The organism is Polaribacter reichenbachii (genome assembly GCF_001975665.1).
In the GTDB taxonomy this organism is placed as follows: Bacteria; Bacteroidota; Bacteroidia; order Flavobacteriales; family Flavobacteriaceae; genus Polaribacter; species Polaribacter reichenbachii.
In genome coordinates, this window is record NZ_CP019419.1 from 66,153 (window position 1) to 81,949 (window position 15,797).

Consider the following 15,797-nt stretch of genomic DNA (forward strand, 5'->3'; position numbering starts at 1 on the left):
TGTTTATTTTGTTGGAACTGTTGAATCTTCGCTAGTCCAATAAACAGTATTTATTACTTGGATATAATAACTATACACTCCTTTAATATCTACTTTATCGAAATCTGTAGCAGGCTCAAATGGAGTTAAATTCTCATCTAAATCCATCTGTAATAATGTATTACTATCAACAGAAAATTTTTCATATTGATTTGGAATAAATGCTGAGGGATATCTATCTACGTATGAAACTCTAATATTATCAAAAGATCCTTTAAAAAAGTTTATATTACCACCTCTATACATATAATTAAAATCTAACCAAGTATCATTTACTGGTTGTATCCATAAATCATCTGTACTAGAATCTATTAAAACTCCATTAATATAAAATTTAGCGGTATTATCTGATGAAGAACGAGAAATGGCTACGTGTGCCCATTCATCAAAGCTTAAATTAATACTAGAATCACTTGAATTCATAGAACCAAGAGCCAGATTATCATCATCTAATCGATTATATTTTATTGCAAAATCTGCATCAGAATCTTCTACTAGGTACAATTCAAAATTTCTACCTCTTTCCATAATATTGGCTCCACCTGCAGTTTTACCAGAGATAGAATCTAAACTCCCAATTAATGCATCTGAGTCTACTTTAATCCAAGTTTCATAAGTAAAATCTTCTCCAGACATTGAACTTAAATCTGTACTTGCACCTCCACTAAAAGCGTAAAATCGATCATCTGAAGTATTTGAGCCTGTAAAAGTTGGGTATGTACGATTAACTCCTTTTACAAAAACGGTATCTACTCTTACAATTATACCTGGATAAACTTCTACAGGATCATCTGAACAAGAAACAAAGATTAGTCCTACAGAAAAGATGATGATAAGTAATTTAATTATTTTCATATTGTTGTAATTATTTTATGTTATTATTTAAGGTTTATACCATCCGTTTACAGAAACATCTTCATTTGGTGTTCCAAATTGCGGTGTAATACCTCCAAATGTGTAAAATGATTCTTGGATTACTTCTAATTGTTGTGCTGGCATAGGAAAATGGAGTAAAGAACCATCTTGTAAGTTTCCATTTCTTCTCATATCAAAATACTCTATTCCCATTCCTGTTAATGCCAACTCAATAGTTCTTTCGTAGGTTATTGCTTTACTAATATCATTTTCATTAATTAATACTTCTGGTAAATTACCTCTAGTTATTCTTGTACTTGAGTTGATGATATCTGCTGCTTCCGACAACCTATTAAGTTTTAATAGTGCTTCTGCCTTAAGCATATCAATTTCTACTTTTCTCATTAAAATTACGGGTGCAAAAAAGTTTGCATTTATATAATCATCTAAACGAGAATATCTATAAGTAGACCATCTATACATACCTCTTTCTGGTCTGTTATTAGATGCGTCATATTCAAAATCTGTTAGAATTCTTTTATCGTTAGATATTATTTTCCCTTCATGAGGTAAATCATTCACACCACCATCTGGCCAGTTTGCAGGTATTGATTCATCTAATAGATTTACAACTCTCATATCTACTTTACCCCAGTTTGGTCTTGCTAAATAATATTTATACCAAGACATCCATTTTCTATCAGTTCCATTTCCATCTCCTTCTACATTAAAATCTTCTGTAATTCCGTTATTTGTATGTTCTAAAACCGAAAGCCAATCTATAGCCTCTGTTTGTTCTTTATTTCTGGCTGAATACACCATTAATCTCGCAATAAAAGAATGCGCGAGTTTAGACATATCTCCACTAGTAAATGCGTTACCATTTATCCAATCTTCTGGTAGAACAAAATCATTATTATCAAAAATTTCAATGGATTTTTCTAACTGCTCTATTGCTAAGTTTATAGATGCTGCATAATCTGTAACTAGTAAAGTTTCGTAATCTGTATTTTCATCTGATGGAAAAGTTCTATCGTAAACTAAACCTATATAACCATTACCTAAACCTTGCATAAAATGAGAAAAGCCTTTAACCATTGCTGTTTCAGAACCATTTTCTCCTATCTCTAAACCATTTTCAATCGCTAAAACAACATCGTTTGCAGTAGTTGTTACACTATACATGTAGCGCCAATAATTATTAATTACAGAATGATAGGCATATGAAGGCGAATTATCTAAGAAAACTCTAGGTTCCATACTCATATCTAAAGTTCCATAATTTGCCCAAGTAACAGTTCCCCAATCTGCCATTACCCACATTGCAGGACCTGGAGAACCAAAATTATGTTGTTCTTGAATAAACCAAGTATTGAATAAACCAGATGCTAATGCTCTTACACCATCTGCACCTCGTAAAACCTCTTCTCTATTGGGTTCGTTTATATTCTCTACATCTAATTCTGATGAGCAAGCAATAAAAAATATACTTCCTAAAAAAAGTAAAAAAGTTTTTTTCATCTTATTAATCATATTTTTAAAATTTTAATTCAACAGAAAATGAATAACTACTAAAATTTGGGTATCCGAAATTATCGAATAAGAAACCATCATAACCTGCTTCTGGATCATAGCCAGAATAATTGGTTATGGTTAACAAATTTCTACCTAAAACCCCAAGTTTTACAGACTCTATATATTTACCAAACTGACCTAAATCTTTCTTATTAAACAAGTAAGAAATAGAAGCCTCATTTAATTTTAAGTACGAAGCATCTTCTACCCAAAATCCGTTTAAAGCTTGTGCATCATATAAAGCTTGGTAATAATCTACCGTTTTTTTATTTTCAGGTTTTGTATAAATTTGGTCTATCATTGCATGACGATTGTCACGAACTAAATACTGTGCAGTTGCATTATAAAGGTCTCCTCCATTTTTCCATTGCCAAAGCATATATGCTGTAAATCCTTTGTACTTAAAGGTAGAATTGATTCCTAATCTAAAATTAGGATTGATATCACCAATCTTAACATTTTTTTCGGCTCCATTTTCATCTAAAACAACAAATGGCTTCTCATCTACTGTACCAACATCAGCTTTATTAACAACAACTCCATCTCTATTTACTATATAGTTAGTTATATCATCATCGCTAGATAATTGCTCTGACATTTGGTCTAAGGTTCTTACAAAATCTACTCCATACATACTTCCATAAACTTCTCCTTCACGTATTTTAAATGCACTTCTTGGTCCTGTGCTATATTCAGGAATATTTAATTTTGTTATTTCTTGTCTTGTTCTATCGTAGGTTAAAGTTAAATCCCAAGAAAATTGATCATTTGAGATAATTTTAGAGTTTAACATTGCTTCGAAAGTATTGCTTTCTAATTCACCTCCATTTAACCACTGATATGGATAACCACCAGCGTGTACAGGTAAAGGAGCCAATAAATATTGATCTGTTACTTTGGTATTTGAGTAAGTTGCCACAAAATTAAATCTCTTAAAAAAAGAAGATTCTATACCAATTTCTAACTCACTAGAACGTGATGGTTTTAAGTATTTATTACCTAAAGTGCTTTTTGTAAAAGAACCATCATTTACATTAAAAGTTTCGTATTGTGAAGAAAAAGAAGGGCGTAACCCAGATGTACCATAAGCAGCTCTTAACTTTAACTCTTCTACATTTTTAATTTTAATGTCTTCCGTTAAACGATAAGCTCCTGAAACACGAAAGTAATTTTGCCATCTTTCTTCTTCTCCAAATAAAGAAGAACCATCTATTCTAAATAAACCATCTAAAATGTATCTGTTTTTATAAACAAAAGATGCAATAGCAAAATAGTTAATTGCTTTTTGATCAGTTTGATAATCTGTAGCATCTATATTTTCTTGAGGTATATATTTTAGAGATGGTATACCTGGCAAAGTAAAACCAGTACCAGAAGATGTTAAACTATTAAAATGATTGTTCTCGTATAAATAACTTAATTTACCGTTAAAAGCTAAATCATTCCATTTTTTGTTAAAACTAAAGGTAGCTCGTAAACTATTGTTATCGATCTTAGAACGATATTTATTTAAAGAACCTTCTGAGTATTGTGGACTTATAATAGAATTATTATTAGTTTCTTCTGATAATAAATCTATAATTGTACCTTTTGGTATATAATCTGTACTTTGATAATCTTGAGATTCAATTGCAAAAGAGCCTTCAAATTTTAACCAATCTGCTATTTTCCATTCTAAACTATAAGAACCTAAAAATCTTGTTTTTTCTGAGTCGCTTTCTTTAACCCATAAATCATATAATGGATTTGCAAATTGGGTATTCCATTGATTTGGATAAAAATTATATTTTTGGCCATCTACATTGTTTGAGAATAAATCTACATCTGGATCTGTCATTAACACTTCAAAAAAAGCTTGTGTACCACCACCTAAAAAATCATTAGAAGTTTTAATAAAATTATTACTTGCAGAAATTTTTATATTATCAGAAATATTATGATCAATATTCATTCTAACACTTTGTCTTTCGTAACCTTCTGTTTCAATAACAACTCCTTTATTCTGGTTATTTTCGAATGAAAGAAAAATACTTGTGTTATTTACTCTGTGCCCAATACCTGCGTAGTTGGTTAAATATTGTCCATTAGTAAACATTTGTTTTTGTAAATCGTTATTTACTCTGTATGGCATATCTTGATAATGGTCTTCTTTCTCTACTCTATTACCAACAATATTAGGATCCCAACCTGTAACATAATCTGAAGGATAATCTACAAAGTAATATTGTGTATAGGTTGTTTGATCTAACCAATCTGGAGAAAGTTGGTAGTGATGTGATGTTGATAGATCTAAGTATTTGGTAACTTGTTGTATACCAACTTCATTTCTGATGGTTACAGATGTAGTGCCATCTTTTAAATTTCCAGCTCTTTTTGATGTAACAACCAAAACACCATTTGCTGCTCTAGATCCATACAAAGAAGAAGCAGAAGCACCTTTTACAACTTCTATAGATTCTATATCATCTATGTTAATATCTGCCAAAGAACCTTGCAGTATAACTCCATCAACTAAAATCATAGGGCTATTGTTACCAGTAAGATTCGTAGATCCTCTTAAAACAATATTAGAACTACCACCAGGAGAACCACTAAAAGAAGTTACTGTAACTCCAGGTACTTTACCTGCTAAAGAAGCTGATACTGATGTTTGCGGAACTTCATTAAATTTATCTTCATTTAATTTAGATACTGAAACCGACATTAATTTTCTTTTTGTTCCAGAAGCAACACCAGCTATAATTACTTCTTCTAACATATTGTTTTCTAGCTCTAAAACAACATCAAAATATGATTTATCACCAACTAATATTTCTTTATTTTTAAATCCTAAAAAAGAAAATACTAAAACTTCTTTATCGTTAACTTTTAAGGTGAATTTTCCATCTATATCTGTAATTGTTCCTCTATTGGTATTCTTTACCAAAACATTTACATCTTGTAAAGGGTAACCTAAATCATCTTTAACAATACCAGAAATTGTTTTGTTTATCTGCTTTATATTTTTTCTAATAAGAATATCGTTCCCTTTTATGGTATATTCTAAAGACAAATCTTTAAAAGCAATATTTAATATTTTAGAAACAGGTGCTTTTGTTACACTCAATACTATTTTATAATTTAGTTCTTCTAAATCGCTATTATAAAAGAAATCATACGCTGTTTTTTCTGTTATTAAATTAAATAATTCTTTAATAGTTAATTCTTGATTTACAGTTAATGTAGAATCCTTAAACTTTTCATAACCATATGTGTTAAAGGAATTAGAAAATATTGAAATAGCAATTAAAAGTTGTGCTGCAACTCGCATAACTTTTTTACTACTTCTTATAAAAATATGTTTATTCATAAGTTTTATTTTTTTGTTTTTAATTGAAAAACCTGTTTGCCTAAATAAGTGTCTTTTATTTCTCTAGATCTTTTGTTAGCTTTACTTTTTTACCTTCAATAGAGTAACTTATACCTTTTGTATACTTAAGCATTTGTAAAAAATGATTTAGGTCATTTTCTTTTTTCAAGGTTCCAGTAAATTTAAAATCTAGTAATTCTTCGCCTTCAAACTCAAACTCTATATTAAACCATCTGTTTAATCTTGGTATTAGTTTTTCTAATTTTTCATTTCTAAAAATAAATACGCCAGATGTCCAAGCAACTACATTTTGCACATCTATATTTTCTACAATTATGTTATTTTGATTATGATATAATTTGGCTTGATTACCTGGTTCTATAATTCTACTTTCTCCTTGCGGATTAGAAACTTGTATAGAACCTTCTACCAATGTTGTACTTGTAAAATTATTTTCTTTGTAATTAGAAACATTAAACTCTGTACCTAAAACTTTAATTTCTAAGTCTGAAGATTTTACCAGAAAAGGGCGTTCTTTATTATGAGCTACACTAAAAAAAGCTTCTCCATTTAAGTTTACTTTTCTTTCTTTAGATAAAGTAGAATTGTTAAAAGTGAATTCTGAATCTGAATTTAATTCTACTTCTGTACCATCTATCATAGAAACATGGTAATTTTTACCTTTGGGTACATAAATAGTATAATCTACGGCACTTGCTTTACTTATATTATCTGTAGATACAAAAGATATTTTATCGGATTTTACATTTACTAAAATTCCATTTTCCATTAACCATTTACTATTGGTATCATCTTTTATTTCAAAAAACTTATTATTAGCTGTTTTAATTAAAATTTCTGAAGAATTATAATCTGAAGTAGCTAGGTGTTTATCAAAAGATTTTTTTGACAACTTATTTACTACAACATTACCTAAAGTAAAAAGTAGAATAAAAATTGCAGCATATTTCAATACATTTCTAAAAACAACGTATTTCGATTTTTTTGCAATTTTCTCTTTCTTCGATTTTTCTAGTAATCGAATATATTGTTCTTGTATAAACTCTGCAGACAAATTAGTATTATCTATATGTAGTGCAAATACTTTTTTTAAGATAGAAATTGCTTTTTCAAAATTAGCTTTTCCTTCCGTATTTAATTGCTTTTTATATTCTTGCCAATTGTGGTTGCTAATTTTTTCATTTGATTTAATCCAAAGAATAAAATCATCATTATTTAACAATTCGTCAATCTTAAAATTTTGATTATTTAACATACTTTTCGTTATGATTTATAAGTACAAGTAAAACTTTACCATTTTGTACTATAAGAAAAGTGTTAAAATTTAAATTTTCTTATTTTTTATTCATCTTAAACATAAAAAAAAGAGAAATAATCTATTAAAACAGACATTTCTCTTCATTATCAAGAATTGAATAATTTTTGAATATTAAGGGATACTTATAATAGATCCAAAGAAAATAGCGTTCATAAATAATTTATTTGTTCCATACCAAGCTCCTCTAAAATTAGGGTTATCAGCAAACATTACAACTCTTCCTTTTCCTATTTGATTCACAATTATTGACGCAGATTGAGTAAAATAATTGTCTAAATTTTCTTTAGTTACATAACCATCTATATGTGGATTTTTCGTGTACTTTGCTACCGTAGAAAATTTATTTTTACTAGGTGCCAACCAAACTCTATTATTTTTATAAACAGGTAATTCTCTGTTATGATAACCATAACCAATTGGATGTGTAATATCTAAATCTACTTTAAAAATTGCACCACCAATGCTATTTCTTCCTAAATGTTCTCTAGATTCTCCATAATTTAATCGTTCTAAAGAATCTTTCTCACTATTTTTATGAACCACCAATTTTTCTTTAACCAATTTATTTCTAATTGCCCAAGAACTTGCTGTACGTATAGTAATTAACGTATTACCTTGAGCTACCCAGTCTCTTATTTTTTGCCTACTTTTTTCATTTAATAAGTTATAATAACCAGAAACCATTATTATAACATTATACTTTCTTAAATCTGTTCTATAAAAAATTCTTTCTGGTATTTTACTAATTGGCATCTGCATTCTTTGTTCTAATAAATGCCAAACTTCACCAGCTTCGTAAGCAGAAACACCTCCTTCTACTAACATCATTGCTTTTGGTTTTTCTAAAGTTATAAAATTAGAACTTCCTAAATCTATACCCTGTAAGCTAAACCCAGTTTTTACAGCATTTACATCTATTTTAAATTTTTCTGATGCCTCTTTTAAAATAGTATATAAAGATTCTTCTGAAACATTTTGTATTCCTACAGCAATTAACAAACTGCCTCTTTCTAATTGTACTGATGAATTCTTTACACTTACTTTAAAAGGTTTGGTAGCAGTTTTTACAATTACACCTTTATTATGCAGATAATTTAATATAGCAGGAGCATAATAATCATCCCAAGAAATTAAATATGCATAATTACTTTTTGAAAATTTTTCTAATGTTATTTTATTTGTTTTTGATGTAAGTTCACCAAGATATTGTGGTATTTTTTTTAGCGGACTATAATTCATATTGTAAAAATTAGCCAAAGACCAAGAAGATGCATCATAAAAAACACTATCTCTATATTTATTATAGGTTTCAAACATAGTTCTTACCATTAAATATTGTGCTTGTTTAGTAGGTACAAAATAAGATTTGTCTTTTCTGTATTTTTTATTTTCTACAATAATATCATCCTCTAAATCATAAACTTTAATCTTATGCTTTAATAATAAGTCTATAAAGGATTTATTTATATTTTTATCATAATCATCACCAAAAACATAGCCTTTTATTTTACTTTCTGATGCTTTTTCAATAGATGATTTAAAAAAATTATTTTGATATGAATACAACAATTCTTTATTAGAAATGGCAGCTTTTATGGTAGAAAAACTTGTAACAAACTGATTTCTAATTGTAAATTTAAAAGTAATGTTTCCTGTTGGCGTTTCTTGCACATGACCTCTAGAACTTGCTTGTTCAAATAATAATGATAAAGAACCATGCAAATCTCCATAAGTAGAACCATAACCAGGATAAGTAGCATCATACTTTTCTTTAGTAAAATACAAAGATTTAATTTTATCTAAATCTGCTGTAAAAAATTTTGCAAAAGCATTATTTAAAACCGTGTAATTTTCTATTGGTGTAACTGGAGTTAAAGATGCAGAAAGTTGTTTTGGCTCAAAGAAAAAAGTACTATTTGTACCCATTTCATGAAAGTCTGTTACTACATTTGGGTACCATTCATGATACCAATTTAACTTTGCATTACTTTCGGGCTGAACTGCTAACAGTAAATCTCTATTTAGATCGAACCAATAATGATTTGTTCTACCTCTTGGCCAAGCTTCATTATGTTCTATATCATATTTATCTGCAATTAAAGGACTACCTTTAAAAGTATTTACCCAATTTGTATGTCTATCTCTACCATCAGGATTTATTACTGGATCTAGAAAAATAATAGCTTCTTTAAGGTATTCTTTTACTTTAGGATTTTCTGATGCCAATAATACATAAGCAGTTAATAAAGCAGCTTCTGTACCAGAAGGCTCATTACCATGCACATTATAACCTAAGTTGATAAAAATAGGCAAGTCAGAAAAATCTTTTATATCTATATCTTTATGAACAACTTGCAGATGCTTTTCTTTTAAATTTTCTAAGTTCTTTAGATTATTTTGAGAGGATATTACTAAATTAATGAGTTTCCTATTTTCATTAGTTTTTCCATAAGGCTGTAAAATTGCATTATTAGATAATTCTGATAGTTTTGTAATATACGCAACTACTAAATCGTGCCTGGTATGATAATCTCCAATACCATATTCCAAAAACTCTTCTGGACTTGGAATATTTTCATTAAAAGGAGCGTATTCTTTATAAAAGTAACTTTGAGAAAAAGATAAATAAGAAAAAAAGAATGTAAAAATTACTAATAGTATGCGAGTATTTGTCATATAGAAAATCATTAAGAAGTTTGTAATTATACTTAAAAACCTAGGTTATTGTTTTAAGAGCAAACTAAATTTAAATTGTACTATATGAAATATGTTAATTTTAGAAAAAATTATTTTGACAATAGAAAAAACAAAATTTCTATAAAATTACTTCCTAATTTTCTTAATTTTTTAATAGCTCCTGCCAAAATATTTCTAACAGTCTGATATTTAACATCTAATAATTCTGATATTTCAAAATTATTAAAGCCTTGAAAATATTTTAAATAAATCAATTCCTTTTCTCGAGGACTTAATTTTTCTATGAGTAATTTTAATTCATTTAAAACCTTTTCTTTATCTGTATCATCTTCTTGATAAGCAACTGTACCATCTATAAGATCGAATTCTATTTTTTTAGATTTTTTTACTTTATAAATTTGATTTCTTAGACTTTTAAATAAATAAGCTTTAACATTTGTAATTTCTGATATAGAATCTTTGTAATGAATAATATTTAAAAAAGTATCATGAACACAATCTGTAACCTCATTAGAATCGATATATCTAAGACCAAAATTATACATCATTTGATAATGAAAATTATAAATTTTACGAAAAGCAATCATGTCACCTTTCAAAAATAACTTCCATAAATCTTCTTGTGTATTAATATTTGAAGGGTTCTTTAAACTCATTTTAAAAGTTTAATTTAAAGTTAGCTTTAAATTTATTTAATGCTAACATACAAAAATGTCCTAGATGCGTTGTCAGGTAATTCTATAATTTTGAATATTACATTAATTTAACATTATTGTTAATTTAATAAAATTAATAACCTATTTAATTATAATTTTCGAAGTACTCATATTACATAATTCTGAAATATTTTTTCTTTATAAGTGGTAATTAACTTTTTGGGCAAATCAACATCTATCGTATAAAAACCTTCATTATCTGAAATTTCAGAAATTGATTTTATTTGACCTTTTAAAACTCCAAATTCATAATCAGGATAATTGTTTAGTTTTATATTTACTAATTGACCTGTTCTTACTTTACCTAAATTCTGTGCAGGAGTCTTTAATTTAGCTATAAACCCTGAGTTTTGCTTTGGCATAATTGTAAGTACTAAATCACCTTGATTTACTGTTTGATTCTCACTCCAATAATTCAAAAAAGAAACTTTTCCATTTATTTCAGATTTTAATAAATATTTCATTTCTCAAGTATATAAGTTTTGAAATTTAAATATCACTCCGAACTTATTAGGGGCTAAACTAATTTAGTTGGAGAGGTCAAAAAAAAATCCAATACTTAAAAAATTCACAATAAAAGCTATAGCAGAAGAAGCGTATTTCAATACTCCAGTCTCTTTTTCTAAAGCCTTCTTATTTTTTCAAAGAAATTAATGATTTAGATAAAAATAATTAACCTAAATTTATAAATTCAGGCTATTTAAATGTATTCAAACTTCAGAAAAGTATGTAGCTGTAAAAGAGGATGAGGACACAGATTAAAATCTATAAGAAGGTGCTTTTAAATGCCTTTTTTATAAATTTACCATATGAAACATTTAATTTTATTTCTTATTATCATTTCCTTTGGTTGTAGTTCAAATGAAAACTTGTCACCTATTGTAAAAAATAGAGCTATCGATTCCTTATTAATAAATCATAAGGTAAATAAAACCCCTAAAAATTGGGAGTTTAAAGATGTAATATTAGATACTTTACCTGGTATAAGCTTATACAGAGCTTATGATAGTATTTTAAATAACAAAGAAGGAAAGCCTGTAATTGTTGCTCTTATAGATATGACAGTTGAAATAAATCATCAAGGTCTAAAAAACAATATTTGGGAAAATAGCGATGAAAAAGTAAATGGCCTTGATGATGATGATAATGGTTACGTAGATGATATTAATGGATGGAATTTTATTGGTAATAACAAGGGACAAAATAATGAATTTGTAAATTATGAATATACTAGAATTATAAAGAAATTTAATTCAAAATTTAAAAAATCAAATTACATTTTTAAATCTAAATTAGACTCTTTGGAATATCAAATTTATCAAAAAGCCTTAAAAAAGCTTAATTCAAGATTAAAATTTGCTAAAGAAGATTTAGAATATATAAATATGGTTAGTAATAGTAAAAATGATGCTGAAAAATTAATTGCTAACTATATTAATACTAGTTATACTTTAGAAAATTTAGATAGTCTAAAAAAAGTTTATCCAAACAATAACAAACTACAAAGTGCAATTCTAAGAAAGTCAAATTTTATAAAGTATGGGTATTCTAATGAATATGTAAATAGATATAGGCTAAAAGCTAAAGAGAGAATTGATAAACTTCTCAATTTAGATTATAATGACAGAATTATTCAAAAAGATAACCCAGAAAATTTAAATGATTATGGGTATGGTTCTTATAAATTTAATCAGAATACAACATTTTTAGATCATGGCACATTAATGGCAGGTATAATAAGTAAGGTTGGTTTCAAAAATGAGATTAAAATTATGCCTTTAACAATATCTGCATATGGAGATGAACATGATAAAGATATCGCATTGGCAATAAGATATGCAGTAGATAATGGTGCAAAAGTGATTAATATGAGTTTCGCAAAAGAATTTTCACTACACTTAGATTGGGTCTTAGAAGCAATTGAATATGCCAATACAAATAATGTTTTAATAGTAAGTGCGGCAGCAAATGATAAATATAATTTAGACCTTAATGAAAATTCAAAATTCCCAAATGATCACAATAATTTTAATGATATTGAAGTGTCCAATAATTTTTTAAATGTTGGCTCTAGCAGTTATAAGTTTAAAAATTATTTAAAATCATCCTTTAGTAATTATGGAATAAAAGAAGTTGACGTATTTGCTCCAGGAGAAAAAATTTATACAACTTTTCCAAATAACAATTTCGACGTTGCTTATGGAGGCACTTCATCAGCTTCAGCTTTAATTTCTGGTGTAGCTGCTCTACTTTATGCATATTATCCAAACATTTCAGTTTCTCAAGTAAAAGAAATTATTATGCATACTGGTTTAGAATTCGATGTTATGGTTAAAACCCCAACGAAAAAAGATAAAAAAAAGATGACCTCTTTCAATAAACTCTCTAAATCTGGAAAAATAGTTAACATTTATAATGCAATAGTTAGTGCAGAAAAAAAATATATATTTAAGAAATAGAAAACCCAATATCTACGTCAACTTTATTTTTTTTTACTGACAAGTTAAAATTACAACCTGTTAGGCAAAAAGATATTTAAATCAAATTTAACCGATTCTTAAATAAATATTGAAAATCTAAATTCTACAATTTATATCTAAACAATTCAATCAGAAAATAAATTAAAAAATATGAAACCATAATATAAAATTTTATTAAAATTGTTGTTTAAAAAAGTTCAAATTTGTTATACCAATATTCAACTTTTATAAATTTTAATCTATTTATCTCAAAAAAAATGAAAGTATTTCAATTAGCTTTTTTTCTATCAATATTTTTAGCAATCAATGGTTGCTCTAAACCAGAGAAATTTAAAAATCATATACAAAATTTTAATACTGATTGGTTTTTTAAAATATCTAAAGATAGTATTGATGATAGTTCCTTTTTTTTAAATGATAATTTTTCTAATTGGGAAAAAGTCAGTTTACCTCATACTCCTAAAATTGAACCTAAAATAGTAAACAATCAATGGCAAGGAATTAGTTGGTATAAAAAGGAATTTACTATAGACAAAAAAATGAAAAATAAAAAACTATTTTTCAAATTTGAAGGTGCTATGAATATTGCCGAAGTTTGGATTAACAATAAGAAAATGATAAAACATCAAGGTGGATATTTACCATTTGTAATAGATTTTACTGATTTCGCAAAATTTGATAATCAAAATACAATTTCTGTTAAGCTTAATAATAAAGACAATCCTATTACAGGCCCTAAACCTTTAAAAAAATTAGATTTCAATACTTATGGTGGTATTTATAGAAATGTATGGTTAATAACTAAAAATAAGCTCCATATTACAGATCCTATTTTTGCAAATAAAACTGCAAGTGGTGGCATTTTTGTAAAATATCCAAAAGTATCTAAAAAAGAAGCTACTGTTAATATTCAAACGCACATAAAAAACGAAAATACTAAAGCAAAATCTTTTGTTGTAAGAAATACACTTATTAAAAATGATAGTGTAGTTACTTTTATAGATAGCGAAAAAAGTACCTTAAACCCAAGCAAAGAGAATGAAATAACAGTTAATTTAACTGTAAAAAAACCAAAACTTTGGTCTCCTCAATTCCCTAATTTATACCAACTTAAAACAGAAATCATAAGTAATGGAGAAGTAATAGATAGCGAATTAACAACAATTGGTATAAAAACAATAAAGTTTATTGGACAAGATTTCTATTTAAATGGAGAAAAAACGTTTCTAAGAGGTGTAAATCGTCATCAAGAATACCCCTACATAGGCTACGCACTTTCTGACAATGCAAATTATAGAGATGCAAAAAAAATTAAAGAAGCAGGCTTCGATTATGTAAGGTTGTCACACTATCCGCAAAGTAAATCTTTTATGAATGCTTGCGATGAATTGGGGATCGTTACAATTGATGCTATTTTGGGTTGGCAATATTTTAGTGAAAACAAAAAATTTCAAAAACATATTTTTCAAACGGCTAAAGATTTAATTCGAAGAGATAGAAATCACGCCTCTGTAATTGCTTGGGAAGTTTCTTTAAATGAATCTTGGATGCCAGAACCTTTTATCGACAAGTTAACTACCATTGCTCATCAAGAATACCCAGGAAATCAATCGTTTACTGCAGGTTGGCAATCTTATGGTTATGATATTTATCTACAAGCAAGACAACATAGATTAAAACATTACGATGCAACCCTAAAAAAACCATACAACGTTTCAGAATATGGAGATTGGGAATATTATGCGATGAACGCAGGATTAAATCAAGATTCTTGGAATGGTTTACTACAACAAGAACGTTCTAGCAGACAATTGCGTACTGCAGGAGAAAGAGCTTTATTACAGCAAGCTACTAATATTCAAGAAGCCCATAATGATAACTTAAACACACCAGCTTTTGCAGATGGTTATTGGGTAATGTTCGATTATAATCGAGGATATGCAAATGATCTAGAAGCTTCTGGAATTATGGATATTTTTAGAATTCCGAAACCAGCTTATTACTTTTACCAAAGCCAAAGAGATTTTGATGAATCTTATGGAAAACCAATGGTTTACATAGCTAATGAATGGAAAAAAAATAGTCCTTTAGATGTGCGAGTTTTTAGCAACTGTGATGAAGTTGAATTATTTTTAAACGGAAAAAGTTTGGGAAAACAAAAACCTGATACAAATAGAATTTCAAACAACTTAAAACATCCTCCTTTTACATTTAAAATAAAATCCTTTAAAAAAGGTAAACTAGAAGCAAAAGGATATATCAATAATAAATTAAAATGTTCTGATGTAAAATTAACTCCAGAGCAAGCTACAAAAATTAATGTTGTTATAGATAATAATTACAAAGAGCTACAAGAAAGTGATACAGACATATTTTTTGTAAATGCATTTGTTGTAGATAAAAACAATACATTAATTTCTGATTTTAAAGGTAAGGCTAAATTTATTGTAAAAGGCAATGGTGTGTTGATAGGAGATAATCCTGTAGCATTTGAAGCTGGAGTTGCATCAATAGTATTAAAAGCACATACTAAACTAAAAAATGTAGAAATTACAGCAACCTCTGTTGAATTAACAAATAATTGAAATGATAATAAAAAGTAATAATATTTCAGTAGTTCATTTTTACAGCTTTATGCTCTTCTAATGTTTCATTAACTTAAGAATACGTCAACGGTACAAATTTATCATTTAAAAAAAAAGAATTCTCATTAAGAACTTGTTTTTGGAAAAACGGAAATGAGCTAC

General features: G+C 27.6%; 9 protein-coding genes. 2 read left to right on the plus strand and 7 right to left on the minus strand.

Annotated features, from left to right (window positions below):
* Positions 1–3: 3 nt before the first annotated feature.
* The 7 genes from BW723_RS00325 to BW723_RS00355 form a co-directional block, all read right to left on the minus strand.
* Positions 4–894 (minus strand): LamG-like jellyroll fold domain-containing protein, encoded by an 891-nt coding sequence (locus tag BW723_RS00325; RefSeq protein WP_068358537.1) that lies wholly within the window; start codon positions 892–894, stop codon positions 4–6.
* Between the two features lie 27 nt (positions 895–921).
* Positions 922–2,415, minus strand: a complete 1,494-nt coding sequence (locus BW723_RS00330) for a RagB/SusD family nutrient uptake outer membrane protein (protein ID WP_068358538.1) — start codon at positions 2,413–2,415, stop codon at positions 922–924.
* Between the two features lie 16 nt (positions 2,416–2,431).
* Positions 2,432–5,818: a SusC/RagA family TonB-linked outer membrane protein gene (locus BW723_RS00335; protein ID WP_068358541.1), complete on the minus strand. Its 3,387-nt coding sequence runs from the start codon at positions 5,816–5,818 to the stop codon at positions 2,432–2,434.
* Between the two features lie 55 nt (positions 5,819–5,873).
* Complete coding sequence (locus BW723_RS00340; protein ID WP_068358545.1) at positions 5,874–7,094, minus strand: FecR family protein; 1,221 nt, start codon at positions 7,092–7,094, stop codon at positions 5,874–5,876.
* A 174-nt stretch (positions 7,095–7,268) separates the two neighbouring features.
* Positions 7,269–9,833, minus strand: coding sequence for a M14 family zinc carboxypeptidase (locus tag BW723_RS00345; RefSeq protein WP_068358548.1), 2,565 nt, complete (start codon positions 9,831–9,833; stop codon positions 7,269–7,271).
* Between the two features lie 110 nt (positions 9,834–9,943).
* Positions 9,944–10,510 (minus strand): RNA polymerase sigma factor, encoded by a 567-nt coding sequence (locus tag BW723_RS00350; protein WP_068358551.1) that lies wholly within the window; start codon positions 10,508–10,510, stop codon positions 9,944–9,946.
* 167 nt (positions 10,511–10,677) lie between these two features.
* Positions 10,678–11,034, minus strand: a complete 357-nt coding sequence (locus tag BW723_RS00355) for an HlyD family secretion protein (RefSeq protein WP_068358553.1) — start codon at positions 11,032–11,034, stop codon at positions 10,678–10,680.
* A gap of 345 nt (positions 11,035–11,379) precedes the next feature.
* Between BW723_RS00355 and BW723_RS00360 the strand changes: the two genes are divergently transcribed.
* Together BW723_RS00360 and BW723_RS00365 are read left to right on the plus strand one after the other, a co-directional pair.
* Positions 11,380–13,029: a S8 family serine peptidase gene (locus BW723_RS00360; RefSeq protein WP_083139617.1), complete on the plus strand. Its 1,650-nt coding sequence runs from the start codon at positions 11,380–11,382 to the stop codon at positions 13,027–13,029.
* 278 nt (positions 13,030–13,307) lie between these two features.
* Complete coding sequence (locus BW723_RS00365) at positions 13,308–15,635, plus strand: glycoside hydrolase family 2 TIM barrel-domain containing protein (RefSeq protein ID WP_068358560.1); 2,328 nt, start codon at positions 13,308–13,310, stop codon at positions 15,633–15,635.
* The last annotated feature ends 162 nt before the right edge of the window (positions 15,636–15,797 follow it).